This window comes from Massilia sp. BAP21, from assembly GCF_057801335.1.
Genome location: NZ_CM173596.1, coordinates 46,399 through 70,560, shown reverse-complemented (window position 1 = coordinate 70,560; position 24,162 = coordinate 46,399). Strand labels below are relative to the sequence as shown.

The window sequence follows — 24,162 nt, the reverse complement described above, 5'->3', positions numbered from 1 at the left end:
ATGAGCAAATTCGCATTCCTGTTCACCGGCCAGGGCGCACAAGCGGTCGGCATGCTGAACGGCTTCGCCGGCAACCCGGTCGTCGAGCAAACCGTGGCCGAGGCCTCGGAAGCGCTGGGCATGGACCTCAAGCGCTTGATCGCCGAAGGCCCGAAGGAAGACCTGGACCTCACCACGAATACCCAGCCGGTCATGCTGACCGCCGCGGTGGCCGTCTACCGCGCCTGGATCGCGGCCGGCGGCCCGGTGCCGTCGCTGGTGGCCGGCCATAGCCTGGGCGAATACTCGGCCCTGGTTGCCGCCGGCGTGATCGACTTCAAGGACGCCGTGCCGCTGGTGCGCTTCCGCGCGCAATCGATGCAGGAAGCGGTGCCGGTCGGGCAGGGCGGCATGGCCGTCGTGCTGGGCCTGCAGGCCGACGACGTGCGCGCCGTCTGTCTTGAGGCTGCCCAGGGCGAAGTCGTGGAAGCCGTCAACTTCAACGAGCCGACCCAGATCGTGATCGCCGGCCACGCCGCCGCGATCGACCGCGCCTGCGAGATCGCCAAGGCCAAGGGCGCCAAGCGCGCCATGAAACTGGCCGTCTCGGCGCCGTTCCACTCCTCGCTGCTCAAGCCTGCCTCGGACCGCCTGCGCGAGTACATGGCTGGCCTGACGTTCAACGCGCCACGCATCGATTTGATCAACAACGTCGATGTCGCTATCCTGAACGATCCGGAGCAAATCAAGGATGCGCTGGTGCGCCAGGCCGCCGGCGCCGTGCGCTGGGTGGAAACCATGCAGAAGATGGCCGCCGAGGGTGTGACCCAGGTCATCGAGTGCGCCCCGAGCAAGACCCTGATCGGCATGGCCAAACGTATCGATCCGGTGCTGGTTGGCGAAGCCCTGGTCGACCAGGCCTCGCTCGAGCGCGTGCTGGCAGCGATCAAGGGCGCGTGAAGCATTACGTACTTAGATAAGGACAAGAACTAGATGAATTTGCAGAACCAAGTTGCTCTCGTCACCGGCGCCTCGCGCGGTATCGGCAAGGCCATTGCCCTCGAGCTGGCCCGCCAGGGCGCCAAAGTCGTCGGCACCGCCACCAGCGAATCCGGCGCCGAAGCGATCACCGCCTACCTGGCCGAATTCGGCGGCAAGGGCGTGGTCCTGAACGTCACCGATGCCGAGCGCTGCGCCGCCGTCGTCGACGAAGTGCAAAAGACCTTCGGCAGCCTGTCCATCCTCGTCAACAATGCCGGCATTACCCAGGATAACCTGGCCATGCGCATGAAAGACGAGGAGTGGGACAGCGTGATCACCACCAACCTCACCGCCGTCGGCCGCCTGTCGCGCCTGGTACTGCGCGGCATGATGAAGGCAAAACAAGGCCGCATCATCAACATCACCTCGGTAGTCGGTTCCGCCGGCAACCCGGGCCAGATGAACTACGCCGCCGCCAAGGCCGGCGTGGCCGGCATGACCCGCGCCCTGGCGCGCGAGATCGGCAGCCGCAACATCACTGTCAATTGCGTGGCCCCCGGTTTCATCGACACCGACATGACTAAAGGCCTGGGCGACAGCCAGCACGAAGCGCTGCTCACGCAAATCCCATTGGGCCGCCTCGGCCAGCCGGAAGACATCGCGAACGCGGTGGCTTTCCTGGCAGGCCCGACTGCCGCCTACGTCACCGGCACGACCCTGCACGTGAACGGCGGCATGTACATGAATTGATGCGGAAAGTGCCGGGTGCGACGTTTTCTATGCGTAGCGTGATTTAATTACCCGGCGAATTCTCATCTTTTAGCAGGAGTTTCGGCTGAAATAGCGTCAGACGCCGAAAATAGTTTTTCGGCGCGCAAACCTGATAAAATGCGCGCACTTTCCGCAACACATACCTAATGGAGCCATAACATGTCGGATATCGAACAACGCGTTAAAAAAATCGTCGCTGAGCAACTGGGTGTTGCAGAAGCCGACATCAAAATCGAGTCCTCGTTCGTTGACGACCTCGGCGCAGATTCCCTGGACACCGTTGAACTGGTGATGGCCCTGGAAGACGAGTTCGAAATGGAAATCCCTGACGAGCAGGCTGAGAAGATCACCACCGTCAAGCAAGCCATCGACTACGCAACCGCGCACGTCAAGGCCTAAGCTGTCTTTAGTTTTCGGGAGAATCGCTTGAGTCGTTCACGCAACCGCCGCGTCGTCATTACCGGCCTGGGCTGCGTTTCACCTATCGGCAACACCGTTGCCGAAGCGTGGGATGCGGCACTGGCAGGCAAGTCAGGCATTGCCAACATCACCAGGTTCAATGCCGAGCCGTTTTCGACCCGTTTCGCGGGCGAGGTGAAGAACTTCAATATCGAAGATTACCTGCCGGGCAAGGAAGGCCGTCACATGGATACCTTTATCCATTACGGCATGGCTGCCAGCATCCAGGCACTGCAGGATTCGGGTATTCAGGTTACCGAGGAGAACGCCGACCGCATCGGCGCCATCGTCGGTTCGGGTATCGGCGGCCTGCCGATGATCGAAGCGACCAAGGAAGAATACGACGGCCGCGGCCCGCGCCGCATTTCGCCGTTCTTCGTCCCGGCCTCGATCATCAACATGATCTCGGGCGACCTCTCGATCAAATTCGGGTTGCGCGGGCCGAACCTGGCCATCGTGACCGCCTGCACCACCGGCCTGCATTGCATCGGCGCGGCGGGCCGCCTGATCGAATACGGCGACGCCGACGTCATGGTGGCCGGCGGCGCGGAATCGACGATTTCGCCGCTGGGCCTGGGCGGTTTCGCCTCGGCACGCGCACTGTCGTCGCGCAACGACGATCCGGCCACGGCCTCGCGTCCATGGGACCGCGACCGTGACGGCTTCGTGCTGGGCGAGGGCGCAGGCGTGCTGGTGCTGGAAGAATACGAGCACGCGAAAGCGCGCGGCGCGAAGATCTACGCCGAGCTGCTCGGTTTCGGCATGAGCGCCGATGCGAACCACATCACGGCGCCGGTCGAAGACGGTAGCGGCGCGAGCCGTTGCATGGTCTCGGCACTGGCGAATGCCGGCCTGAACGCCGACCAGGTGGATTACATCAACGCGCACGGCACCTCGACGCCGCTGGGCGACCTGGCCGAAGTGCAGGGCATCAAACGCACCTTCGGCGACCATGCCCACAAGCTGGTCGTCAACTCGACCAAGTCGATGACCGGCCACCTGCTGGGCGGCGCCGGCGGCCTCGAGTCGGTGTTCACGGTGCTGGCGATCCACAACCAGGTGTCGCCGCCGACCATCAACCTGTTCAACCAGGATCCGGCCTGCGATCTCGATTTCGTGGCGAACACCGCACGCGACATGACGATCAACTACGCCGTGAAGAACAACTTCGGTTTCGGCGGTACCAACGGTACCCTGATCTTCGCCAAAGTCTGAACCTGCCGCGCCCGTTCCTGTCTAACGGAACGGGCGCCTGACCCTGCCGCACCCCGCGCGCGGCAGGCGTTCCGTTTTATTTTCCCTTTTTCATGTCTTCGATCGCCGTCAGTGCGCTCGTCCTTCCCTCACGCCGTTTGCGGATTACGCTCGGTGTGTATGCGTTCGCCCATCTCGGCGCAAGTTGGCTCTGCCTCGTGGTCTTGCCACAGCGCCTGCTTTTCTCTTCCGTATGCGCATTGTTTTTCCTCATTGCAGCGCTCTTCTTGCTGCACGGATGCACCCGTCCCGATAAGACGCACCGGATTGATGTATCTGGAACCGGCGCCCTGCACCTGACGGTACAACAGAAGCTGGGAACCGGCCCTGCGGCCGCTACCGACATCGCCGTGAGCCTGTTGCCCGGGAGCCTGTTATGGCCGCAACTCATGCTCTTGCGCCTGGGCGATGCGGGTGGCGCCACGCACACGGTGCCGGTGCTGCGCGACAGCCTGAGTCCCACCGAATACCGGCGCCTGCGCGTCGCGCTCGGCGTCCTCGATGGACGGGTGGCGCGTTCCGCAGCAGGCATCGAAATACTTTGAACTTATTGCAGCGGGCCAACTCTTAAGCGAGAGGCGGTTCAAGAAACCATAGCGGATCGGACGGTAGCAGGCGAGGGCGCAGCTGGCAGGGCGCGCAGCGCAGGCCGCCAGTCCGGCGCAGGTCGATTGAGCCAGCTTGCCCGGTTGCGAGCTGAACGGGAAGCGGTCAGTGACAACAGAACGCGAGGGTGATCAATTGCTGGTCGAACGCGTCCAGGCCGGTGACAGGCAGGCGTTCGATTTGTTGGTGGCAAAGTATCAGCGCCGGCTGATGCGGCTGGTGTCGCGCCTCGTGCACGACCCCGCCGAGGCCGAAGACGTGGTGCAGGAAACCTTTATCAAGGCCTTCCGCGCATTGCGCCACTTCCGCGGCGAGTCGGCCTTTTATACCTGGCTGTACCGGATAGGCATCAACACGGCAAAGAATTTTCTCGTCACACAGGGCAGGCGCGCGCCAACCTCGACCGAGGCAGATACGGAACGTGCTGAAGCGTTTGACGATGCGGACAGCTTGCGCGACATTAACACACCCGAATCCGTGTTAGCGAGCAAGCAGATCGCGTATACGGTGAATGCCGCGATGGAAGCGCTGCCGCTGGAACTGCGGACCGCGATCGTCCTGCGCGAAATTGAGGGTTTGAGCTACGAGGAAATCTCCGAAGTGATGGCCTGCCCGATCGGCACGGTACGCAGCCGGATCTTCCGCGCGCGCGAAGTCATCGTCGAAAAATTGAAGCCTTTGCTCGATATTTCAGGTGATAAACGTCGGTAGCGATGATTGCACCACAACCTGTTTAACTTTTTGGATCACACGACTACCGTGACGGAATTACCGATGGATACGAACAAGAAAAACCGCGAACACATCTCCGCGCTCAGCGACGATGCGTTGCCGGAAGAAGACCTGGAACTGGCGGGCCTGGCCCTGCGCACAGCCGATGGGGCCGCAGCTTGGGAAGTCTACCACCTGATCGGCGACACCTTGCGCGCGCTTGAGACGCCGCCGCTCTCGAACGGCTTCGCGAGCCGTCTCGCCGCACGCCTGGCGGCCGAGCCCCTGCATGGGCGGCGCAGCAGCGGCGCGGAACTCGATGTGGGCAAGCCGGCAGCCCTCGCGGCCGCGGCGCCCTCGTCCTGAGCCGGTCGAGGCGGATGCGCCGCGGCGGCGCGCGCTGCGTGTCCGCCGCATCCACGTACCTCTGCGTCGTCGCCCGCTGGGGGCAAGCTGCAGCGTTTCGCTTGCCGGGCGCGTCCCGCTTTCATCGCCCCGCGGCGGCCTGCGCGACAAGACGGCAGGATTTGGCTTACCATAACGTCAATTCCTGACCTGAGTCCCCACTCCCATGACAAGCAAATCCCTTCGCGTTGTCCTCTCTGCACTGCTGATGGCCGGCGCCGGCCTGTCCCTGACGAACACGGCCCTGGCCGCGGCCCCGGTGCCGACCCCGGTCGTGACCGGCCTGCCCGATTTCTCCGACCTGATCGACAAGGCCGGCCCGGCGGTGGTCAATATCCGCACCACCGAGAAGGTACGCCTGGGGCAGGGCGGTCCGGGCGAGGAAGAAATGCAGGAATTCCTGCGCCGCTTCTTCGGCCAGCCCATCCCGCGCCGCCGCGCGCCCCAGCAGCAGCCCCAGGAAGAAGAAGTCGAGCGCGGCGTCGGCTCGGGTTTCATCATTTCCGACGACGGCTATGTGCTCACCAATGCCCACGTGGTCGAAGGCGCCGACGAAGTCACGGTCACGCTCACCGACCGCCGCGAATTCAAGGCCAAGGTGCTCGGCGCCGACCGCCGCTCCGACGTCGCCCTGTTGAAGGTCGGCGCTACCAATCTGCCTTACCTGCGCACCGGCGACTCGAGCAAGATCCGGGTCGGCGAATGGGTAATCGCGATCGGTTCCCCGTTCAACCTGGACAACACGGTCACCGCCGGCATCATCTCGGCCAAGTCGCGCGACACCGGCGAATACCTGCCGCTGATCCAGAGCGACGTGGCCGTGAACCCGGGCAATTCCGGCGGCCCGCTGATCAACATGCGCGGCGAAGTCATCGGCATCAATTCGCAGATCGCCACCCTGTCGGGCGCCTATAACGGCATCTCGTTCGCGGTGCCGATCGACGAAGTCATGCGCGTGGCCGACCAGCTGAAGAAAACCGGCCGCGTGACGCGCGGGCGCCTGGGCGTGCAGATCAGCGAAGTCACGCGCGACGTCGCCGAGTCGCTGGGCCTGGGCAAGGCGCGCGGCGCCGAGGTCTCGATGGTCGAGCCGGGCGGCCCGGCCGAGAAGGGCGGCGTGAAGGTCGGCGACATCATCCTGAAATTCAACGGCCAGGCGATCGACACCACGCGCGACCTGCCGCGCCTGGTCGGCGCCAGCAAGGTGGGCACCAAGGCCATCGTCACCGTCTGGCGCCGCGGCGCCCAGCTCGACGTGCCGGTGACCATCGTCGAGCTCGAGGACGAGAAGACCGCCTCCACAAAGCCGACACCGAACAAGCCGGCGCCGGGGCCGGCCCCGAATGCGCTCGGCCTGCACGTGTCGAACCTGACGCCTGAACAGCGCCGCGAACTGCGCATCGAAGGCGGCGTGCTGGTCGATTCGAGCGAGGGGAGGGCGGCCACGGCCGGCGTGCGTCCGGGCGACCTGATCCTGCAGATGAACAATGTCGAGATCAAGGATGCGGCCCAGTTCAATGCGCTGGCTGGCAAGCTCGATCCGAAGAAGAGCGTGGCGGTGCTGGTGCGGCGCGAGAACGTGACCCAGTACCTGGTCGTGAAGCCGGCTGCCGCGAAGTGATCCGTTTCACGCTCTATTCGCGCAGCTGGTGCCACCTGTGCGAAGACATGCTGGCGGCCCTGCGCACTCTCGAACAGCCCGGGCAGGCGTTCGACGTCGAGGTGATCGATGTCGATGCCGACCCGGCGCTGGAGGCGCGTTTCAACGAGCTGGTGCCGGTGCTGTATGGCGATCTTGCGGAGCCGGAGCTATGCCATTACTTCCTCGACGAAGCCGCGGTGCGCGCCTACGTCGAGCGCCAAACGCGGCACGCGGCTTGAAACGTACGGTGGGGTCATCGATTCCGGGGGAATCGATGACGTGCCCACGCTGTTACGTGCGTATCCGGTTGGCCTGCAACCGTGATGATTCGCCCCAAAACGTCACTACATATGGAAACGCCAGCGAAACGCACGTGGAGACGTCGCCAACACACACCGTTTTACGCGCCGAACAACTGCCAACATTGATCGGCGTTTCGCGTGGGCACGGCGTGCCCACCGTACGGTTCCTGCCGCCGGCTCCGGTTGCGATGCTCACATCGGCCTCTCCAATGCCAATTTCCCTCACAAACCGGGCTTTCTACCCTGAAATCCGGTAAAATGCCCCGTTTGGAAAAGCTTCTGTCGATAGCACATCAGCTTCTCATGTAGCGATAAGGCGCTCGCCTGAGGACGGACCAGTCCGCACGGGGCGCTTTTTTCGTATTGCGCTGGCATCATCGCGGCGCCGGTCACCGCCTGGTAACCTGCCTCGCCTTTTTTGGTTTTGAGCTTTGTTAATGAACAACATACGTAACTTCTCCATCATCGCCCACATCGACCACGGCAAATCGACCCTGGCCGACCGCATCATCCAGTTGTGCGGCGGCCTGTCGGACCGCGAAATGGACGCGCAGGTGCTCGACTCGATGGACCTGGAGCGCGAGCGCGGCATTACCATCAAGGCGCAGACCGCGGCCCTGCAATACAAGGCGCGCGACGGCCAGACCTATAACCTGAACCTGATCGACACCCCCGGCCACGTCGACTTCAGCTACGAAGTCTCGCGCTCGCTGTCCGCCTGCGAAGGCGCGCTGCTGGTGGTCGATGCGTCCCAGGGCGTGGAAGCGCAGACCGTTGCCAACTGCTACACCGCGCTCGACCTGGGCGTGGAAGTGGTGCCGATCCTGAACAAGATCGACCTGCCGCACGCCGATCCCGACAATGCCAAGAAGGAAATCGAGGACGTCATCGGCATCGACGCCAGCGACGCCACGGTGTGCTCGGCCAAGACCGGCCTCGGCGTGGAAGACGTGCTGGAAACCCTGATCGCCAAGGTGCCGCCGCCGCAAGGCGACCCGGACGCGCCGCTGCAGGCCCTGATCGTCGACTCCTGGTACGACCCGTATGTCGGTGTCGTGATGCTGGTGCGCGTGGTCAACGGCACCCTGCGTCCGAAGGACAAGATCCTGCTGATGGCCACCGAATCGGTGAACCTGGTGGAAAACATCGGCGTCTTCACGCCGCGCTCGGTGTCGCTGCCGCAACTGACCGCGGGGCAGGTGGGCTTCATCATCGCCGGCATCAAGGAACTGACCGCCGCAAAAGTGGGCGACACCGTGACCCTGGCCAACAAGCCGGCCGCCGCGCCGCTGCCGGGCTTCAAGGAAGTGCAGCCGCAGGTGTTCGCCGGTCTGTTCCCGGTGGAAGCGAACCAGTACGACGCCCTGCGCGACTCGCTGGAAAAGCTGAAGCTGAACGACGCCGCCCTGATGTACGAGCCGGAAGTGTCGCAGGCGCTGGGCTTCGGCTTCCGCTGCGGCTTCCTGGGCCTGCTGCACATGGAAATCGTGCAGGAACGCCTGGAGCGCGAATTCGACATGGACCTGATCACCACGGCCCCGACCGTGGTGTACGAGGTCGAGATGCGCGACGGTTCCATCATCCGCGTCGACAATCCGTCGAAGATGCCGGAAACCTCGAAGATCAATGAAGTGCGCGAGCCGATCGTCGACGTCAACCTCTACATGCCGCAGGAATATGTCGGTGCGGTGATGACGCTGTGTAACGGCAAGCGCGGCATCCAGATGGACATGGCTTACCACGGCCGCCAGGTGAAGCTGCACTACGAAATCCCGATGGCGGAAATCGTGCTCGACTTCTTCGACCGCCTGAAGTCCACTTCGCGCGGCTATGCCTCGATGGACTACGAGTTCAAGGAAAACCGCGCCGCCGACGTGGTAAAAGTCGACATGCTGATCAACAGCGAGAAGGTCGATGCGCTGGCGATCATCGTGCACCGCGCGAATGCCCCTTACCGCGGACGCCAGGTGGCGGCCAAGATGCGCGAACTGATCCCGCGCCAGATGTTCGACGTGGCGATCCAGGCCGCCATCGGCGCCACCATCATCTCGCGCGAAAACGTGAAAGCGCTGCGCAAGAACGTGCTGGCGAAGTGCTACGGCGGTGACGTCAGCCGCAAGAAGAAACTGCTCGAGAAACAGAAAGCCGGTAAGAAACGCATGAAACAGGTGGGCTCGGTGGAAATTCCACAAGAAGCATTCCTGGCTATCCTTCAAGTGGAAGATAAATGAACCTGCAACCGATCCTGGGGAATTTCGCGCTCATCCTGTTCGTGCTCATGGTGGTCACGGGCATCATCTGGTGCCTGGACGTCTTTGTATTGGCCAAGGGGCGCCGCGCCGCGGCCGACGCTGCCCTGGCCGAGTACGACGAACGCAATGCCAAGCTGACGCGCGAAGGCATCAAGGTCGACACGAACGGCAACCGCGCCGCCATCGAGGCGGCGCACCTGCGCCAGCCAACCTGGGTCGAGTATTCGGGCAGCTTCTTCCCGGTGATCGCGCTGGTCTTCATCCTGCGCTCCTTCTTGTGGGAACCGTTCAAGATCCCGTCGAGCTCGATGGTGCCGACCCTGCTAGTGGGCGACCTGATCCTCGTGAACAAGTACACCTACGGTATCCGCTTGCCGATCATCAACAAGAAGATCATCCAGTTGAACGATCCGCAGCGTGGCGACGTGATGGTGTTCAAGTATCCGAAGGACATGAGCCAGGACTACATCAAGCGCGTCATCGGTGTGCCTGGCGACAAGATCACCTATGAAAACAAGCGCCTGACGGTGAACGGCAAGGCGGTGGAATACACCCCGCTCGACGATTACCTCGATGAAGAACGGCCGGTGTACCACAAGCAGTTCGTAGAAAAGCTGCCGGGCAGCGAGCACCGCATCCTGAACGACGAGCCGGCGCGTTCGTTCAACCTGGACGGCGTGGAGAACTTCCCGAACCGCGAAGCCTGCGACTATTCGTACGACAAATTTACCTGTATCGTACCGGAAGGCAACTACTTCATGATGGGCGACAACCGCGACAACAGTGCGGACAGCCGTTACTGGGGTTTTGTGCCGGACAAAAATATCGTCGGCAAGGCTTTCCTGGTGTGGATGAACTTCGGTGATCCGAAGCGCATCGGCGGCATCCAGTAAGGCCGGTTCGCAAAGGAGGCAGGATGGAACACCGCAACACTCATCTCGGCAAGCAAGAGGGCGTCTCGCTCACCAGCGTGATCCTGGTGCTGATCGTCGTCGGCCTGGTGGCCGTGGTCGGCATCAAGGTGTTCCCGTCCTGGCTGGAATACCGCTCGATCAAGGACGGCATCGTCCGGGTCAAGGCGGAAGGCGGCACCGTGCCCGAGATGCAGCGCGCCTTCGACAAGTTTGCGGACATCAACAACGTCGAGTCCGTGAAGGGACGCGACCTCATCATCAGCAAGGACGGCGGCGAGCCTGAAATCAGTTTCGCCTACCAGAAACGCATTGCGTTGACCGAAAAGGCCAGCCTGGTCATCGACTACGACGGCACGACCGACCCGAGCGGCGTCGTGGCTGCCAGCGCCGACTGATTGCCGGCCGCATTTGCCCGTATCATTTGGCAGCATCGGACAGGCGCTTTTGTCGCCTGCCGTCAACGCAAAGCCCGGCATGCGCGCCGGAAGCCGAAATGCCGGTATCCTCGGTGTTTCGGCTGCGGCATTTCTGGAACCGGCCTGTACTACGAAAAATAAACAATGAATCTACAGTTATTGCAAACCCGCTTGGGCTACACGTTTCGGGATAGCGGCCTGTTGCAACAGGCCCTGACCCATCGTAGCCACAGCAGCTTGCATAACGAACGCCTGGAATTCCTGGGCGATTCGATCCTCAACTGCGTGGTGGCCTCGATCCTCTACGAGCGTTTCAACAACCTCGACGAGGGCGATCTGTCGCGCCTGCGCGCCAACCTCGTCAAGCAGCAGTCGCTCTACGAAATCGCCCAGAAGCTGGAACTCTCGCAGTTTTTGCGACTAGGGGAGGGCGAGCTGAAGTCGGGCGGTTTCCGCCGCCCGTCGATCCTGGCCGACACCCTCGAGGCCCTGCTCGGCGCGATCTTCCTCGACGCCGGCTTCGAGGCCGCGCGCGGCGTGATCCGCGCCTTTTACATTCCGCTGCTCGACACGGTCGACCCGCGCACCCTGGGCAAGGACGCCAAGACCCTGCTGCAGGAATTCCTGCAAAGCCGCAAGATTTCGCTGCCGACCTATAACGTCATCGCCACCCATGGCGCCGCCCACAGCCAGGAATTCGAGATCGAATGCCTGGTGCCGAAACTCGGCATCCAGGTCTTCGGCCGCGGCGGCAGCCGCCGCGCCGGCGAACAGGCCGCTGCCCGCCTGGCGCTCGAAGCGGCCGAACTGGCGCTGCGCAAGACCCCCGCCGCCTCGCGCAAGGCCAAGCCACGCGTGGCCCAACTGAAGCTGGCCGGCATCGCCACCGTCCAGAGCCGTGATGCAGATAACAATGCAGACAACAACGCCGGCAACAACGCAGGCGACGGCACTGCCGATGGCGCAAACACCCAACAAGCATCCTGATATGAACACCGACCTCCCACACGACGACGCCGACAGCAACGACGGCACGCCAGAAAACTTCCGCTGTGGCTATATCGCCATCGTCGGCCGCCCGAACGTTGGCAAGTCGACCCTGATGAACGTGCTGATCGGCGCGAAAGTGTCGATCACCTCGCGCAAGGCGCAAACCACGCGCCACCGCATCACCGGTATCCAGACCCACGACGATGCCCAGTTTATCTACGTCGATACACCGGGTTTCCAGACGCGTCATGCGAATGCACTGAACAAAACCCTGAACAAGACTGTCTCGAACACGCTGACGGCGTCGGATGTGGTGCTGTTCCTGGTCGAGGCCGGCACCTTCGGCCCGGCCGACCAGCAAGTGCTGGATCTGCTGCCGAAGAACGTGCCGGTGATCCTGGTGATCAACAAGTCGGACCGCATGAAGGACAAGGCCACGCTGATGCCGTTCGCGCAAAAAGTGGCTGCCCTGCGCGACTTCACGGCCATCGTGCCGGTGTCGGCCAAGCTGCGCTTCCAGGTCGACGCGCTGGAACGCGAAATCCGTTCGCACCTGCCGCAGAATCCACCGATCTTCGGGCCGGACGACATCACCGACCGCAGCGAGAAATTCCTGGCTGCCGAGATCGTGCGCGAGAAAGTGTTCCGCCTCCTGGGCGATGAACTGCCGTACACCAGCACCGTGGTGATCGAGCAGTTCATCCAGGAAGGCAATCTGCGCCGCATCTTTGCCGCCATCCTGGTCGAACGCGATACCCATAAATCGATGATCATCGGTAACAAGGGCGCGCGCCTGAAAGAAATCTCGACCCAGTCGCGCCTGGACATGGAAAAGCTGTTCGACGGCCCCGTGTACCTGGAGATCTGGGTCAAGGTCAAATCCGGCTGGGCCGACAACGAAGCCGGCCTGCGCGCCTACGGCTACGAATAAGCCTGCACGGTTCGCCTCCCACGCATGACGAGCCTCGACAACCACGATCCCGACCACGCTGCGGCGGCGCCCGATGTGCCGGAGGCGCCGGCAGCGTCTCCGGCCGTCAACGACATGCCGGTGGCGGAACTGCGCATCACAGAGATGCAGCCGCCCGTCCTGGGAGTCGCAGAAGCGAGCCCGGCCTATGCGCCGCCGCCGGCCGTGCGCCGCAGCCGCACCCCGATCCGCGAAACGCGGGTCAATGGCCAGCCCGCCTTCGTGCTGCACAGCTATCCCTACAAGGAAACCAGCCTCATCGTCGATCTGTTCACGCGCGACCATGGCCGCATCGCGGTCGTGGCCAAGGGCGCGAAACGGCCGTTGTCGAAGCTGCGCGGGGTGCTGCAGACTTTCCAGCCTTTGTCGGTGTCGTGGAGCGGCAAGTCCGAGCTGCGCACCCTGATCGACGCCGAGTGGGTGGGCGGCATGCTGCCGATCGAGCGCACCGCCTTGCTGTGCGGCTTCTACCTGAACGAACTGCTGGTGAAATTGCTGGCGCGCGACGATGCGCACCGGGCCCTGTTCGACCACTACGTGTCCACCCTGAACGAACTGGCGCACGACGAACCTGCACAAATCGTCTTGCGAAAATTCGAAAGGGCCTTACTTAAGGAAACAGGCGTCGCTGCCAACCTCGGCCGCTCGACCACGACGCGCGAGGCGGTCGACCCCGGCGAGCGCTATGTGGTCGACCCGGAACGCGGTGCGCGCGAAGCCCTGATGTCCGATGTCTGGCCCGTGGTGTCCGGCAAGACCCTGCTGGACATGGAGCGCGAGGATTATGCCGACCCGGTGACGCAGAGCCAGAGCAAGCAGCTGATGCGTTTCCTGCTGGCCCACCATTTGAATGGCGCGCCGCTGAATACCCGGCAGATTTTGATTGACCTGATGCAGTTATAAGAAAAGAACATCATGAGCTTCCTCCAACCCGTCGGCCCCGTCATCGACCTGGGCGTGAACATCGACCACATCGCCACCGTGCGCAATGCGCGCGGCACCGTCTACCCGGACCCGCTGCGCGCCGCGCTGCTGGCCGAGCAGGCCGGCGCCGACCTGATCACGCTGCACCTGCGCGAAGACCGCCGCCACATCAAGGATGCCGACGTGCTCGCCATCCGCCCGCAACTGGCCACGCGCATGAACCTGGAAGCAGCCGTGACCCGCGAGATGATCGATTTCGCCTGCCAGGTGCGTCCGCAGGACGTCTGCCTGGTGCCTGAGCGGCGCGAGGAAGTGACGACCGAAGGCGGGCTGGACGTGATCCGCTATTTCAACGAAGTGGAAGCGGCGGTGAAGCAGCTGAAAGGCGAGGGCATCCGCGTGTCGCTGTTCATCGATGCCGATGCGCAGCAGATCGAAGCCGCCGCGAAGACCGGTGCGACCGTGATCGAGCTGCATACCGGGCGCTATGCCGAGGCCGAAGGCGCCGAAGCGGCGAGCGAACTGGAGCGCATCAAGGTCGGCGTCGCCGCCGGCGTGAAGCACGGGCTGGTGGTGAATGCCGGCCACGGCCTACACTACACCAACGTGCAGCCGGTCGCGGCCATCAAGGACATCGCCGAACTGAACATCGGCCACGCCATCGTTGCCCACGCCCTGTTTGCCGGCTGGGAAAACGCGGTGCGCGAGATGAAGGCGATCATGGTCGCGGCCCGTCTCGGCGTTTCCCTGGGGGCACAATGATCTACGGCATCGGCACCGACATCGTCCAGATTTCGCGTGTCGAGGCAGCGCTCGCACGCAATGGCGATCGCTTCGCCGAAAAGATCCTGGGTCCCCAGGAACTCGAGAAATACCACGCGCGCCGCGCCCGCAGCGAGGTGCGCGGCCTGCGGTTCCTGGCCACGCGTTTTTCGGCCAAGGAAGCGTTTTCGAAGGCCATTGGCCTCGGCATGCGCATGCCCATGACCTGGCGCTCGGCCCAGATGCTGAACGACCCGAGCGGCAAGCCAGTGATTGTGTGCAGCGGCGCCCTGGCCGAATTCATGCAGCAGAACCAACTGAGCGCCCAGGTGACGATCAGCGACGAGGCCGACTATGGCGTCGCCTTCGTGATCGTGACCCGCGACGAGCGAACCCCAACCGAACAGCGAGCAAGCGATACCAGTGACCAAGGAAGTGCCATCCCCTGACCAGCCGGTGACGCCGGCGCATGCGCAGCCAACCGGGCAACCGGCGCAGCAACCCGGTGAGCAGACAACTCAGCAGCCCGGTGAGCAATCGTTCCAGCAGCCCGCCGAGCACCAGGTTGCCGAAGCGCCAGTGGCCTACGTGGCGGCGAACGGCGCCGCCTTGCCGGTGCGCCATCCTGTCGAAGACAAGCCGAAACGCACCCGCGCCGCCAAGGCCGACGCCGCGCCGGCCGCACGCCCGCGTCCGGATTCGCGCCAAGCCATGAAGGAAGAGCTGAACGCCACCTTGAAAGATGACGCCGCCGGCCCCGTGCAGCCGAGCGCCACTGCGCGTGAACAAGTGCTGGCGACGGTGGCCAAGCTGCCCGACCTGCCGGGCGTGTACCGCTACTTCGATGCCAACCAGAATGTGCTGTACGTCGGCAAGGCGCGCAACCTCAAGAAGCGCGTGTCGAGCTATTTCCAGAAAAACCTGTCGAGCCCGCGCATCGCGATGATGGTCTCGCAGATCGCCAATCTGGAAACCACGATCACGCACAGCGAAGCCGAAGCCCTGATCCTGGAAAACAACCTGATCAAGGCACTCAAGCCGCGCTACAACATCCTGTTCCGCGACGACAAATCTTATCCGTACCTGAAGATCACGCACGGCGACTTCCCGCGCATGGCCTATTACCGCGGCGCCCTCGACCGCAAGAACCAGTACTTCGGCCCTTTCCCGAGCGCCTGGGCGGTGAAGGAGTCGATGCAGATCCTGCAAAAGGTGTTCATGCTGCGCACTTGCGAAGACAGCGTGTTCACCAACCGCACGCGCCCCTGCCTGCTGCACCAGATCGGCCGTTGCAGCGGGCCTTGCGTGAACCTCATCGACAAGGATGAGTACAAGGTAGACGTCGAGAACGCCGCCAAGTTCCTGCGTGGGCGCCAGAACGAAGTCATGGACGACCTGCAGCAAAAGATGCAGGGCTTTGCCGAAAAGCTGATGTTCGAGCAGGCGGCCGGCGTGCGCAACCAGATCCAGTCGCTGTCGCGCGTGCTGCACCAGCAAAGCATGGAAACGACCGGCGACGCCGACGTCGACGTGATCGCCGTGGTGGTGCAGGGCGGGCGCGCCTGCGTCAACCTGGCGATGGTGCGCGGCGGACGCCACCTGGGCGACCGCGCCTACTTCCCGACCCAGGTGAACGAGGCGATTGCCGAGCAGTCGATCGAGTGCGAAGTGCTGGCCGCCTTCCTGGTCCAGCACTACACCGGCAGCTTCATCCCGGGCACGCTGATCCTGAACATCGAATTCGACCAGCCGGAACTGATGGTGGCGCTCACCGAACAGTGCGGGCACCGCATCAACCTGATCTTCCAGCCGCAAGGCCAGCGCCGCCAGTGGCTTGAGCTCGCTCAAAAGGGCGCCGAGATATCCCTGGCCCGTCTGTTGTCTGAACAAGGGTCGCAGCAATCGCGTACGCGCGCGCTGGCCGAGACCTTGTCGCTGGACGCGGCCGATCTCGAATCCCTGCGCATCGAATGCTTCGACATCAGCCACACGGCAGGCGAGGCGACGCAGGCATCGTGCGTGGTATTCCACCACCACGCGATGCAGAACGCGGAATACCGGCGCTACAACATCAACGGCATCACGCCGGGCGACGATTACGCGGCCATGCGCCAGGTGCTGACACGCCGCTACGAAAAGGTCGCCAGCGGCGACGGCGTCATGCCCGACGTGGTGCTGGTCGACGGCGGCAAGGGGCAAGTGGAAATGGCGCGCCAGGTGTTTACCGAGCTCGGGCTGGATATCGGCCTGATCGTCGGCGTGGCGAAAGGGGAGGGGCGCCGCGTGGGCCTGGAAACCCTGATCTTCGCCGATGGCCGCGCGGCCCAGGAGCTGGGCAAGGAATCGGCGGCGCTGATGCTGGTCGCCCTGATCCGCGACGAAGCGCACCGTTTTGCGATTACCGGCATGCGCGCCAAGCGTGCCAAGGCGCGCCAGGCCTCGCGCCTCGAGGAAATCGAAGGCATCGGCGCCAAGCGCCGCCAGCGCCTGCTGGCCCGCTTCGGCGGCCTGCGCGGCGTGATCGATGCGAGTGTGGAAGACCTGTGCCAGGTCGAGGGCATTTCGACGGCGCTGGCGGAAGAGATTTATCGACAGCTGCATTGATCCGGCTCGCGTGCCGCCAACGATGAACCACATCGTTGGAATAAAACCTCGCTTGCCGCGAACGATGAACCACATTGTTGGCGTAAAACCTTCGCCTGCCGCCAACAATGAACAACATTGTTGGCGTAAAACCCGTAGGGTGGGCTCTTGAGCCCACGCGGTACGGCAGCTGACCATTCGTTACCATTCGCCTAGCGGACTGGACAGCTGATAATCGTTTGGATCTGACGCCTGGCCTTGTTCTATTCTTCGACCACTCATCGGTGGTACCGCGTGGGTTCAAGAACCCACCCTACAAAGGCAAACCCCGTCCGTTACCGCTGAGCTCACCTAGTCCAATTTGCAATACCCATGTAGACTAGCGGCGCCCCCTTTTTAACGGTAAGCCAGTTCACGCCCTCATGCCTTTCAACATCCCGATTCTCCTGACCTGGTTACGTGTCGCCCTGATTCCCCTCGTTGTCGGCGTTTTCTACCTGCCCGATCACTGGCTCACGCGCCCCGAGCAAAACCTTGCCGCCACGCTTATTTTCATCATTGCCGCCGTCACCGACTGGTTCGACGGTTTCCTGGCGCGCCGCTGGAACGAAACCTCGGCCTTCGGCGCCTTCCTCGATCCGGTTGCCGACAAGCTGATGGTCGCCGGCGCGCTGCTGGTCCTGATCCAGCTCGACCGCGTGAACGCCATCATCGCCTTCATCATCATCGGCCGCGAGATCACCATCTCGGCGCTGCGCGAGTGGATGGCCGAAATCGGCGCGCGCAAGTCGGTTGCCGTGAGCTCGATCGGCAAGGTGAAAACAGCCGCTCAGATGGCCGCGATCCCGATGCTGCTGTTCCATGAAAAGCTGCTGGGCATCGACATGTACTACTGGGGCCAGGTCTTCCTGTGGATCGCCGGCCTGCTTACCGTGTGGTCGATGTTCTACTATCTGCGCCGTGCGTGGCCGCTGATTAAGGAAAAAAGCGGGAATTTGTAAGATTAATTCTCTGTCATCCTTGACGTACGGATCAGATCATCTATAATGCTTGCCTGTTGCGAACGACATCGCAGCAAACGAAAGACAAAGCGGGAGTAGCTCAGTTGGTAGAGCGCAACCTTGCCAAGGTTGAGGTCGAGAGTTCGAGACTCTTCTCCCGCTCCAAAGTTTGCAAGATGTCGGATGTAATACGGTAGTAACAAGTTGTCTTGGAAGTTGAAACGATTTCTGCGATAATGCGTGTCTCCAGAATGCGGGAGTAGCTCAGTTGGTAGAGCGCAACCTTGCCAAGGTTGAGGTCGAGAGTTCGAGACTCTTCTCCCGCTCCATTCAGGAATACTGGTAGTAAAGTTGTGAAGTAGTTGGCAGTACACTCCGTGCGGGAGTAGCTCAGTTGGTAGAGCGCAACCTTGCCAAGGTTGAGGTCGAGAGTTCGAGACTCTTCTCCCGCTCCAGTAAGCGAGTGTCAATAGCAGGACTCCAATGCGGGAGTAGCTCAGTTGGTAGAGCGCAACCTTGCCAAGGTTGAGGTCGAGAGTTCGAGACTCTTCTCCCGCTCCAGAATTCAGGAAGACAAGCTCTTCCCTTGTTGATGCGGCTCATAACCGTTCGCATCGCTCAAGTGCACTATATCCTCTGGCGAGGTAGCAAAGCGGTTATGCAGCGGCCTGCAAAGCCGTCTAGACGGGTTCGACTCCCGTCCTCGCCTCCACATTACATCCGAACGGGCCTCATTGTTGAGGCCCGTTTTGCTTTGTATTCCAGTTTGACCACTCCCACATCGCTTAGTCCATCGGCACCGGACCGCACAGGACAACGCCGCCATGCTGCCGGGGCAGAGGTAGCCGGCCCCGCCCTGGGTTTTGTTGCCCGGAACGCTGAGCTGATACCGAAACCGGTATTGGAAACCCAGAAAAAATCATTAGCTCGATCAGTGTTGGGTCTCTAACATGATCTACAGCAATGCCAACTTAAAAAGAAAATTTCACATAATTAAAAATACAGGAGACGTATGAAATCGCAAGCATCAGCACGTCCATTAGCCTTGAAGCGGACCGTGACTGCGCTGATGGGCGCAGGTCTGCTCAGCAGCGCCTCGGTGTGGGCGCAGACAACTGCCGAGACGATCGCCGAGACGAAGGAGTCGGGTGACATGCAGACCGTGGTCGTCACCGGCGTCAAGGCATCGCTCATCAAGAGCCTGGCGCTCAAGCGCAACAATGACCAGGTCGTGGAATCGGTCGTTGCCGAAGACATCGGCAAGCTGCCCGACAACAATGTGGTCGAAGCGCTGCAGCGCGTGACGGGGATCCAGGTCACCAACCGCGCCGGCGGCGAAGTCGGTACCCTATCCATCCGTGGCCTGCCCGACGTCCAGACCACCTGGAACGGCCGGAATATCTTTACCGCGTCCGGCACCCAGGTCGCGCTGCAGGACATCCCCTCGACCCTGGTGCGCCAGATCGACGTCTACAAGACGCGCGACGCCAGCCAGCTGGAAACCGGGATTGCAGGCCAGATCGACGTCAAGTCGCTGCGGCCTTTCGATTTCAAGGGACCGAAAGTGTCGCTGTCGGCGCGTGAAACCTATCTCGATCCTGCGGAAAAATGGAATCCGCAGCTCAGCGCCATGTTCAGCAACCGCTGGGAAACCGGCATCGGCGAAGTCGGCGCCCTGGTCAACCTGGCAGCTGCCCAGACGAAATACCGCAATGAAAGCGTGACGCCGGGGGCCATGGTCCCGTTTACCAGCGCGAACCCGGCCGAAGTTCCAGCGGGTTATATCCCTTTGCAGCGCATCACCGACAATAATATCTGGGCGCCCGGTACCCGTACCGGCCTGCCGATGGGAGCGGGCTCGACGCTGAATTTCAACGGCCAGGCGCATCCGTATTACCTGGCGCGCGACGCCGTGTTCCAGAGCGACGTCCAGGGTGAACGCAAGCGTCCTGCCGCCACGGTCGCCTTGCAGTGGAAGCCGAACAGCGATGCGGTCTACACCTTCGAATCGATGTACAACGGTTATCGCGACAAGGCCTTCAACCAGCTGCTGTTCAGCTTTGTCGACTGGTGGGGCGACCTCGGCAGCAACCCGGCGGGGACGATCACGACCTTCCCCGGAACGAACGTCATCAAGAGCCGCACCGTCAATAACGTGTATGGCTTCAACAGCGGCGACTACACCACGTCGAAAACAGATTCCTTCGTGTATGCCCTGAACGGCAAGTGGAATATTGGCAGTCGCCTGAAGCTGGACGGCGATTTGTCTTACCAGACGAGCAAGTTCGACACGCAATTCACCGCCACCCGGATCGATCGCGTCGCACCTTCCATCGACGTCGACTTCAACGACGGCAACGGCGATACGGCGTTCCGTTTCAATAACAATGCCGACCTGGTCGACCCGACCAAGTGGAACGTGGCAGAGTTCTACGATAACGCCAACCGCAACAAGGGCAGCGCCGCGACGGCCAGCCTGTCGGGTGTCTTCGATGCCGCCTGGGGCGCGCTGGAAACGCTCCAGTTCGGCGCACGCCATGACGTGCGCAAGGCGTCGGAAGCGAACCGGACGCAATCGGCCTTCCTGGGCCGTAACCTCGCCACGCTCGGTCCGGAGTATGCCCACATCAATTCGAACTTCGGCACCGACATCTCGGACGTTCCGCGCTCATGGGTGGAACCGAATGCCTATTATATCCGCGACAATATCGACGACTGGCGCAGGCTCTACAACTCGGTCAACAGCAATTTCCTGACCACGGACCAACTGCGCCTGCAGAAGACCTTCGAGGTCGAGGAAAAGACGAGCAATCTCTACCTGATGGGGAATTTCCAGAGCGAGCTGTTCGGCAATCGCCTGCGCGCGAACGTCGGCGTGCGTTATACCAAGGTTGATACGGACATGACCTTCTATCAGGTCGATGCCACTACCAGGGCGGTCACGCCGTCCGGCGCCAGCAAGTCGACCAGCAAGTTGCTGCCCAGCCTGACGTTGACCTACGATCCGACCAAGGACGTCGTGGTGCGCTTCAACTTCGGTAAAACCCTGCGCCGCCCGAACTTCGGCGACCTGAATCCCGTCCTGCAGCTTGCCGACGACGTGTCGCGGGTGGGCTATGGCTCGGGCACCGGCGGCAATCCGGACCTGAAGCCGACGCTCTCCAAGAACTTCGACCTGACGGGTGAATGGTACTTCCAGAAAGACAGCGCACTCTACGGCACGCTGTTCAAGCGCAAGATCGACGGCCTGGTCGTGCCCCTGCGCCGCAGGGTTCACGTCGACCCGGCGGACGACCCATTCCGCAACTCGACCTCGGGCGGCGACCATACGAACGGCTATGATTACGTCATCAACTCGCCGGTCAACGCTTCCGACGGCACGATCAAAGGCGTCGAGCTCGGCTTGATCTATTTCCCGAAATGGCTGCCGGGGCCACTGGAAGGGCTGGGCGTCCAGGCCAGCTATACCCGACTCAGCTCGTCGCAGAACGTTCCCGAGGCGAATAATGCCGGTGAGATCATCGCCCAGCTCGAAACGCCGTTCTTCGGGGTGTCCGACCGTTCGTACAACGCCACCCTGGCTTACGAAAAGGGTCCGGTCAGCGCGCGCTTGTCGTATGTCTGGCGCTCGGCCTTCCTGGCCGCCAACGAAGCCGCCCTGTTTGCAAATCCGATCGGTATCTGGCGTCAACCGGAAAAGAGCGTGGACATGCAAATCTCGTACAAGGTCAATGACAGGATGTCGGTCGATATCGGCGCCATCAACCTGACGAACGAGATGCAGCGCCAGTACTACCACTTCGGCGAGGCGGGTAACCAGCAGATCACCAACTTCGGCACGGTCCAGGTCGGCCGCTCGGTCTCGGCCGCCTTGCGCTGGAAGATGTAAGTCCCGGGTCAATCGACCCGTTAGCCGGACAGGGCGTTGCTCGGTCAGTGACCGCAACGCCCTTTTTCATTGGCGCTGTCAGCTTGAGCTGTTGATGCGTCTGATCAAGGAAGACTGCTTGGACGAGCCGCTGTTCCCGCTGGCGGGGTTCGACACGGTAACGACCGGTCTGGCTCAAAAAAATGGCCCCTCGACGGGGCCATTCCTGTTTCACGATCTCATTGACAGCAAAGCCGAAACCTCGCCGATCACGCTGCCGGAGCGGATGCGAGCGGCCTGCGCCTGCGCACCAGCGCCATCCCCGCCAGCGCCGCACCGAGCAGCGACAGTGAAGCGGGTTCCGGAACGGTGAATTCATCCATGGCCCATTGCGTCCCGCTGCTGTTATAGATCAGCAGGGTATCGATGCCGGACCAGCCAAGGCCGATCCACAGCGGGTTGGCGGTATCGATCACGTACGATGCGGGGCTGGTATACACCAGCACCCCGTCGCGCCAGCCCTCGAAGGCAAGTTCCTGCTCGAGCCAGGCCGAGGTGAAAAACGCGCCGACGAAGTCGAATCCGCCCGCCCTGGAAATCGCGGCGGTGCCGCCGTCGAGGTTGAACGCCGTGTTCGCAAACGATACCGTGCCTGCGGCATAGCCGCTGCCGGGATAGGCATCGGCGCGGATCGCGCCCAGCCCGCTCCAGTCGAAACCGGCGTAGCCATTGGCGATGGGCTCGGTTTCGATGCCCGGCAGGTCATCGAAACCGATCACGCCGGCAGAGGCGCCCGCCGAGGCAAGCATCAAAAGGGAAAAAACCAGGTTCTTCATGTTGGTATCCTGTAATCGTGGAGTTGATTAGCGCGCCAGGGCGAGCACGTCGGCGTCGCTCAGGGCCGTGCCATAGATGCGCAGCTCGTCCATGGAGCCCTTGTAAGGGGTGTCCCACCAGTTGACGCCGAGGGCGAATACGCCGCTCGTGGTCGTAAACACGTTCGGGAAGTTGGCGCCGCTGAAGCGCCTGACCCCATCCACGTAGACATTCACGGCGCCATTGCGGACCGTGACCGCCAGGTGCGACCAGCGGCCGACCGGGATGGTCATGCCCAGTCCCGCGTCGTACCAGGCGGTGCCGGACCACAGCATCGAGGTGCCGCCCACGGCGTCATGCCCCTTCGGCAGCAGGCTGATCCAGGAGTCAGGCGTCCTGGCGCCGAAGAAGGTGGTCGTGAACGCGGTCAGCTGCGCGGGCTTGAGCCAGAGGGCAACCGTGTAGTTGTTGCTGGATATCAGCCCGTTCGGCAGGCGGATGCCGCTGGCGCCGTTGAAGACGGCGGCATTGCCCCTGACGCCCGCTTCGAAGCCGATGCTGCCGCCCGCGCTGTCGATCCGGCTGCCGACCACCGTGCCCGGCCCGAACAGGCCGCTGCTGTCGAGCAGGCTGCCCTCGAAGGCGTAATGCGCCAGCAGGCCGCCGGCCTTGCGCACCGTGACGGTGAAGGTCTTGATGACGCTGGCCGTGCCCTTGGCGATGCGCGCGGTCAGGGTCACGGTGACGTCATTCGCAGCCGGGGTGACGACACCGGTGTGGCTGAGGACCGCGGGGTTGGACGAGGTCCAGGTGATGACGGCGCCGCGCGCCCCCGAGGTCGGCAGGTCCAGGTTGGCGCTCACCGCCGCAGTGTTGCCCAGGCTGAGCTCCGCATGGACCGCGTTCACCACCTGCGCATCGGTGCGCGGGACCAGGCGGCTGCCGAACACCGCCACGCCTTCGCGCGACAGGGCGGAAAACGTCATGGCGTAGTTCTGCGCCGTTTCATTCCACTGGTTCAGGAAAACGCCCTTGAACGGCGACGCGGCGCCCGCCACCGCCAGTTCGACCTGGTTGGCCCCGGCCAGGCGCCAGGTCCCGGTCACCGCCCCCGTGATCCTGCCGTCGGTGCCGAGCGTGATCGCCTGCGATTTCTTGACTGCGGCCGAGATGTCCTTGCCGTGGTTGACGTACAGGTAGTCGCCGACGACAAACTCGCGGCGCACGGGCGCCGCCTTTTCCTTCGCGTAGCGGTAGGGCGCGACGACCGGCCAGCCGTCGGCATTCATGAACATCTGGTGCACGCGGACCTCGTGCTGTTCGCCGCGCTCGGGAAAGCGCGCATGGAAGAGCAGGAAGTACTGGCCGGTGGCGGCGTCGTAATAGGCCGAATTGTGGCCGGGCGACACATAGCCGCTGCCGATGCCGGTGCCCGGCTCGCCCAGCTTGCGCTCGAACAGGAAGTTTCCCATCAGCTTGACGCCGTGCGGCGCGATCGAGGCGTCGTCGAACAGTGGCCTGGCCGGATCCGAGCGCACCTCGGCCATGTCCTTGCC

The 24,162-nt window shown here is 62.7% G+C and carries 22 protein-coding genes and 6 tRNA genes; 26 read left to right on the top strand and 2 right to left on the bottom strand.

What is annotated here, in order from left to right; genetic code table 11:
- From fabD to ACWYRN_RS00200, 25 genes are all read left to right on the top strand, one after another.
- On the top strand, nucleotides 1-939 hold the full coding sequence (gene fabD, locus ACWYRN_RS00320) for an ACP S-malonyltransferase (protein WP_488690583.1): 939 nt from the start codon (nucleotides 1-3) through the stop codon (nucleotides 937-939).
- Between the two features lie 33 nt (nucleotides 940-972).
- On the top strand, nucleotides 973-1,710 hold the full coding sequence (gene fabG, locus ACWYRN_RS00315) for a 3-oxoacyl-ACP reductase FabG (protein ID WP_488690581.1): 738 nt from the start codon (nucleotides 973-975) through the stop codon (nucleotides 1,708-1,710).
- Between the two features lie 180 nt (nucleotides 1,711-1,890).
- A complete protein-coding gene (acpP, locus tag ACWYRN_RS00310; RefSeq protein ID WP_020653257.1) occupies nucleotides 1,891-2,130 on the top strand; it encodes an acyl carrier protein in 240 nt (79 codons plus the stop codon).
- A gap of 27 nt (nucleotides 2,131-2,157) precedes the next feature.
- Nucleotides 2,158-3,405, top strand: a complete 1,248-nt coding sequence (gene fabF / locus ACWYRN_RS00305) for a beta-ketoacyl-ACP synthase II (protein ID WP_229436945.1) — start codon at nucleotides 2,158-2,160, stop codon at nucleotides 3,403-3,405.
- A gap of 92 nt (nucleotides 3,406-3,497) precedes the next feature.
- A complete protein-coding gene (locus ACWYRN_RS00300; protein ID WP_488690580.1) occupies nucleotides 3,498-3,989 on the top strand; it encodes a protein YgfX in 492 nt (163 codons plus the stop codon).
- A 169-nt stretch (nucleotides 3,990-4,158) separates the two neighbouring features.
- Nucleotides 4,159-4,761, top strand: coding sequence for an RNA polymerase sigma factor RpoE (gene rpoE / locus ACWYRN_RS00295; protein WP_488690579.1), 603 nt, complete (start codon nucleotides 4,159-4,161; stop codon nucleotides 4,759-4,761).
- Between the two features lie 63 nt (nucleotides 4,762-4,824).
- Nucleotides 4,825-5,127 (top strand): RseA family anti-sigma factor, encoded by a 303-nt coding sequence (locus tag ACWYRN_RS00290; RefSeq protein ID WP_488690578.1) that lies wholly within the window; start codon nucleotides 4,825-4,827, stop codon nucleotides 5,125-5,127.
- A 205-nt stretch (nucleotides 5,128-5,332) separates the two neighbouring features.
- On the top strand, nucleotides 5,333-6,787 hold the full coding sequence (locus ACWYRN_RS00285) for a DegQ family serine endoprotease (RefSeq protein WP_488690577.1): 1,455 nt from the start codon (nucleotides 5,333-5,335) through the stop codon (nucleotides 6,785-6,787).
- Entirely contained in the window at nucleotides 6,787-7,047 is a 261-nt protein-coding gene (locus ACWYRN_RS00280; RefSeq protein ID WP_488692891.1) for a glutaredoxin family protein, read from the top strand. Before ACWYRN_RS00285 ends, ACWYRN_RS00280 begins: the two co-directional genes overlap by 1 nt.
- Nucleotides 7,048-7,547: 500 nt before the next feature.
- A complete protein-coding gene (gene lepA, locus ACWYRN_RS00275) occupies nucleotides 7,548-9,341 on the top strand; it encodes a translation elongation factor 4 (RefSeq protein WP_290422515.1) in 1,794 nt (597 codons plus the stop codon).
- On the top strand, nucleotides 9,338-10,255 hold the full coding sequence (gene lepB, locus ACWYRN_RS00270; RefSeq protein ID WP_488690576.1) for a signal peptidase I: 918 nt from the start codon (nucleotides 9,338-9,340) through the stop codon (nucleotides 10,253-10,255). Before lepA ends, lepB begins: the two co-directional genes overlap by 4 nt.
- 23 nt (nucleotides 10,256-10,278) lie before the next feature.
- Nucleotides 10,279-10,671: a DUF4845 domain-containing protein gene (locus ACWYRN_RS00265; RefSeq protein ID WP_488690575.1), complete on the top strand. Its 393-nt coding sequence runs from the start codon at nucleotides 10,279-10,281 to the stop codon at nucleotides 10,669-10,671.
- Nucleotides 10,672-10,836: 165 nt separating this feature from the next.
- Entirely contained in the window at nucleotides 10,837-11,679 is an 843-nt protein-coding gene (rnc, locus tag ACWYRN_RS00260; RefSeq protein WP_488690574.1) for a ribonuclease III, read from the top strand.
- A 1-nt stretch (nucleotide 11,680) separates the two neighbouring features.
- Nucleotides 11,681-12,613 (top strand): GTPase Era, encoded by a 933-nt coding sequence (gene era, locus ACWYRN_RS00255; RefSeq protein ID WP_488690573.1) that lies wholly within the window; start codon nucleotides 11,681-11,683, stop codon nucleotides 12,611-12,613.
- A 24-nt stretch (nucleotides 12,614-12,637) separates the two neighbouring features.
- Complete coding sequence (recO, locus tag ACWYRN_RS00250; RefSeq protein ID WP_488690572.1) at nucleotides 12,638-13,555, top strand: DNA repair protein RecO; 918 nt, start codon at nucleotides 12,638-12,640, stop codon at nucleotides 13,553-13,555.
- A 12-nt stretch (nucleotides 13,556-13,567) separates the two neighbouring features.
- A complete protein-coding gene (locus ACWYRN_RS00245) occupies nucleotides 13,568-14,338 on the top strand; it encodes a pyridoxine 5'-phosphate synthase (protein ID WP_229436925.1) in 771 nt (256 codons plus the stop codon).
- Nucleotides 14,335-14,787 (top strand): holo-ACP synthase, encoded by a 453-nt coding sequence (acpS, locus tag ACWYRN_RS00240; protein ID WP_229436923.1) that lies wholly within the window; start codon nucleotides 14,335-14,337, stop codon nucleotides 14,785-14,787. The genes ACWYRN_RS00245 and acpS overlap by 4 nt, the downstream gene beginning before the upstream one ends.
- A gap of 262 nt (nucleotides 14,788-15,049) precedes the next feature.
- Nucleotides 15,050-16,942, top strand: coding sequence for an excinuclease ABC subunit UvrC (gene uvrC, locus ACWYRN_RS00235; protein WP_488692889.1), 1,893 nt, complete (start codon nucleotides 15,050-15,052; stop codon nucleotides 16,940-16,942).
- 401 nt (nucleotides 16,943-17,343) lie between these two features.
- On the top strand, nucleotides 17,344-17,922 hold the full coding sequence (gene pgsA, locus ACWYRN_RS00230) for a CDP-diacylglycerol--glycerol-3-phosphate 3-phosphatidyltransferase (RefSeq protein WP_488690571.1): 579 nt from the start codon (nucleotides 17,344-17,346) through the stop codon (nucleotides 17,920-17,922).
- Nucleotides 17,923-18,011: 89 nt separating this feature from the next.
- Nucleotides 18,012-18,087: transfer RNA gene (locus ACWYRN_RS00225), tRNA-Gly, on the top strand.
- An 88-nt stretch (nucleotides 18,088-18,175) separates the two neighbouring features.
- Nucleotides 18,176-18,251 (top strand) — tRNA-Gly (locus ACWYRN_RS00220).
- 50 nt (nucleotides 18,252-18,301) lie between these two features.
- Nucleotides 18,302-18,377 (top strand) — tRNA-Gly (locus tag ACWYRN_RS00215).
- Nucleotides 18,378-18,407: 30 nt separating this feature from the next.
- Nucleotides 18,408-18,483: transfer RNA gene (locus ACWYRN_RS00210), tRNA-Gly, on the top strand.
- Between the two features lie 77 nt (nucleotides 18,484-18,560).
- Nucleotides 18,561-18,634, top strand: a tRNA-Cys gene (locus ACWYRN_RS00205).
- Between the two features lie 345 nt (nucleotides 18,635-18,979).
- A complete protein-coding gene (locus ACWYRN_RS00200) occupies nucleotides 18,980-21,811 on the top strand; it encodes a TonB-dependent receptor (protein WP_488690570.1) in 2,832 nt (943 codons plus the stop codon).
- 248 nt (nucleotides 21,812-22,059) lie between these two features.
- On the opposite strand, the gene ACWYRN_RS00195 is transcribed toward ACWYRN_RS00200, so the two are convergent.
- The gene (locus ACWYRN_RS00195; RefSeq protein ID WP_488690569.1) at nucleotides 22,060-22,626 is read right to left on the bottom strand and encodes a PEP-CTERM sorting domain-containing protein; all 567 of its coding nucleotides are present in this window, start codon (nucleotides 22,624-22,626) and stop codon (nucleotides 22,060-22,062) included.
- Between the two features lie 27 nt (nucleotides 22,627-22,653).
- A complete protein-coding gene (locus ACWYRN_RS00190; protein ID WP_488692888.1) occupies nucleotides 22,654-23,592 on the bottom strand; it encodes a LamG-like jellyroll fold domain-containing protein in 939 nt (312 codons plus the stop codon).
- 9 nt (nucleotides 23,593-23,601) lie between these two features.
- Here ACWYRN_RS00190 and ACWYRN_RS00185 point away from each other — a divergent pair.
- Nucleotides 23,602-23,693 (top strand) — tRNA-Ser (locus ACWYRN_RS00185).
- Nucleotides 23,694-24,162: the final 469 nt, after the last annotated feature.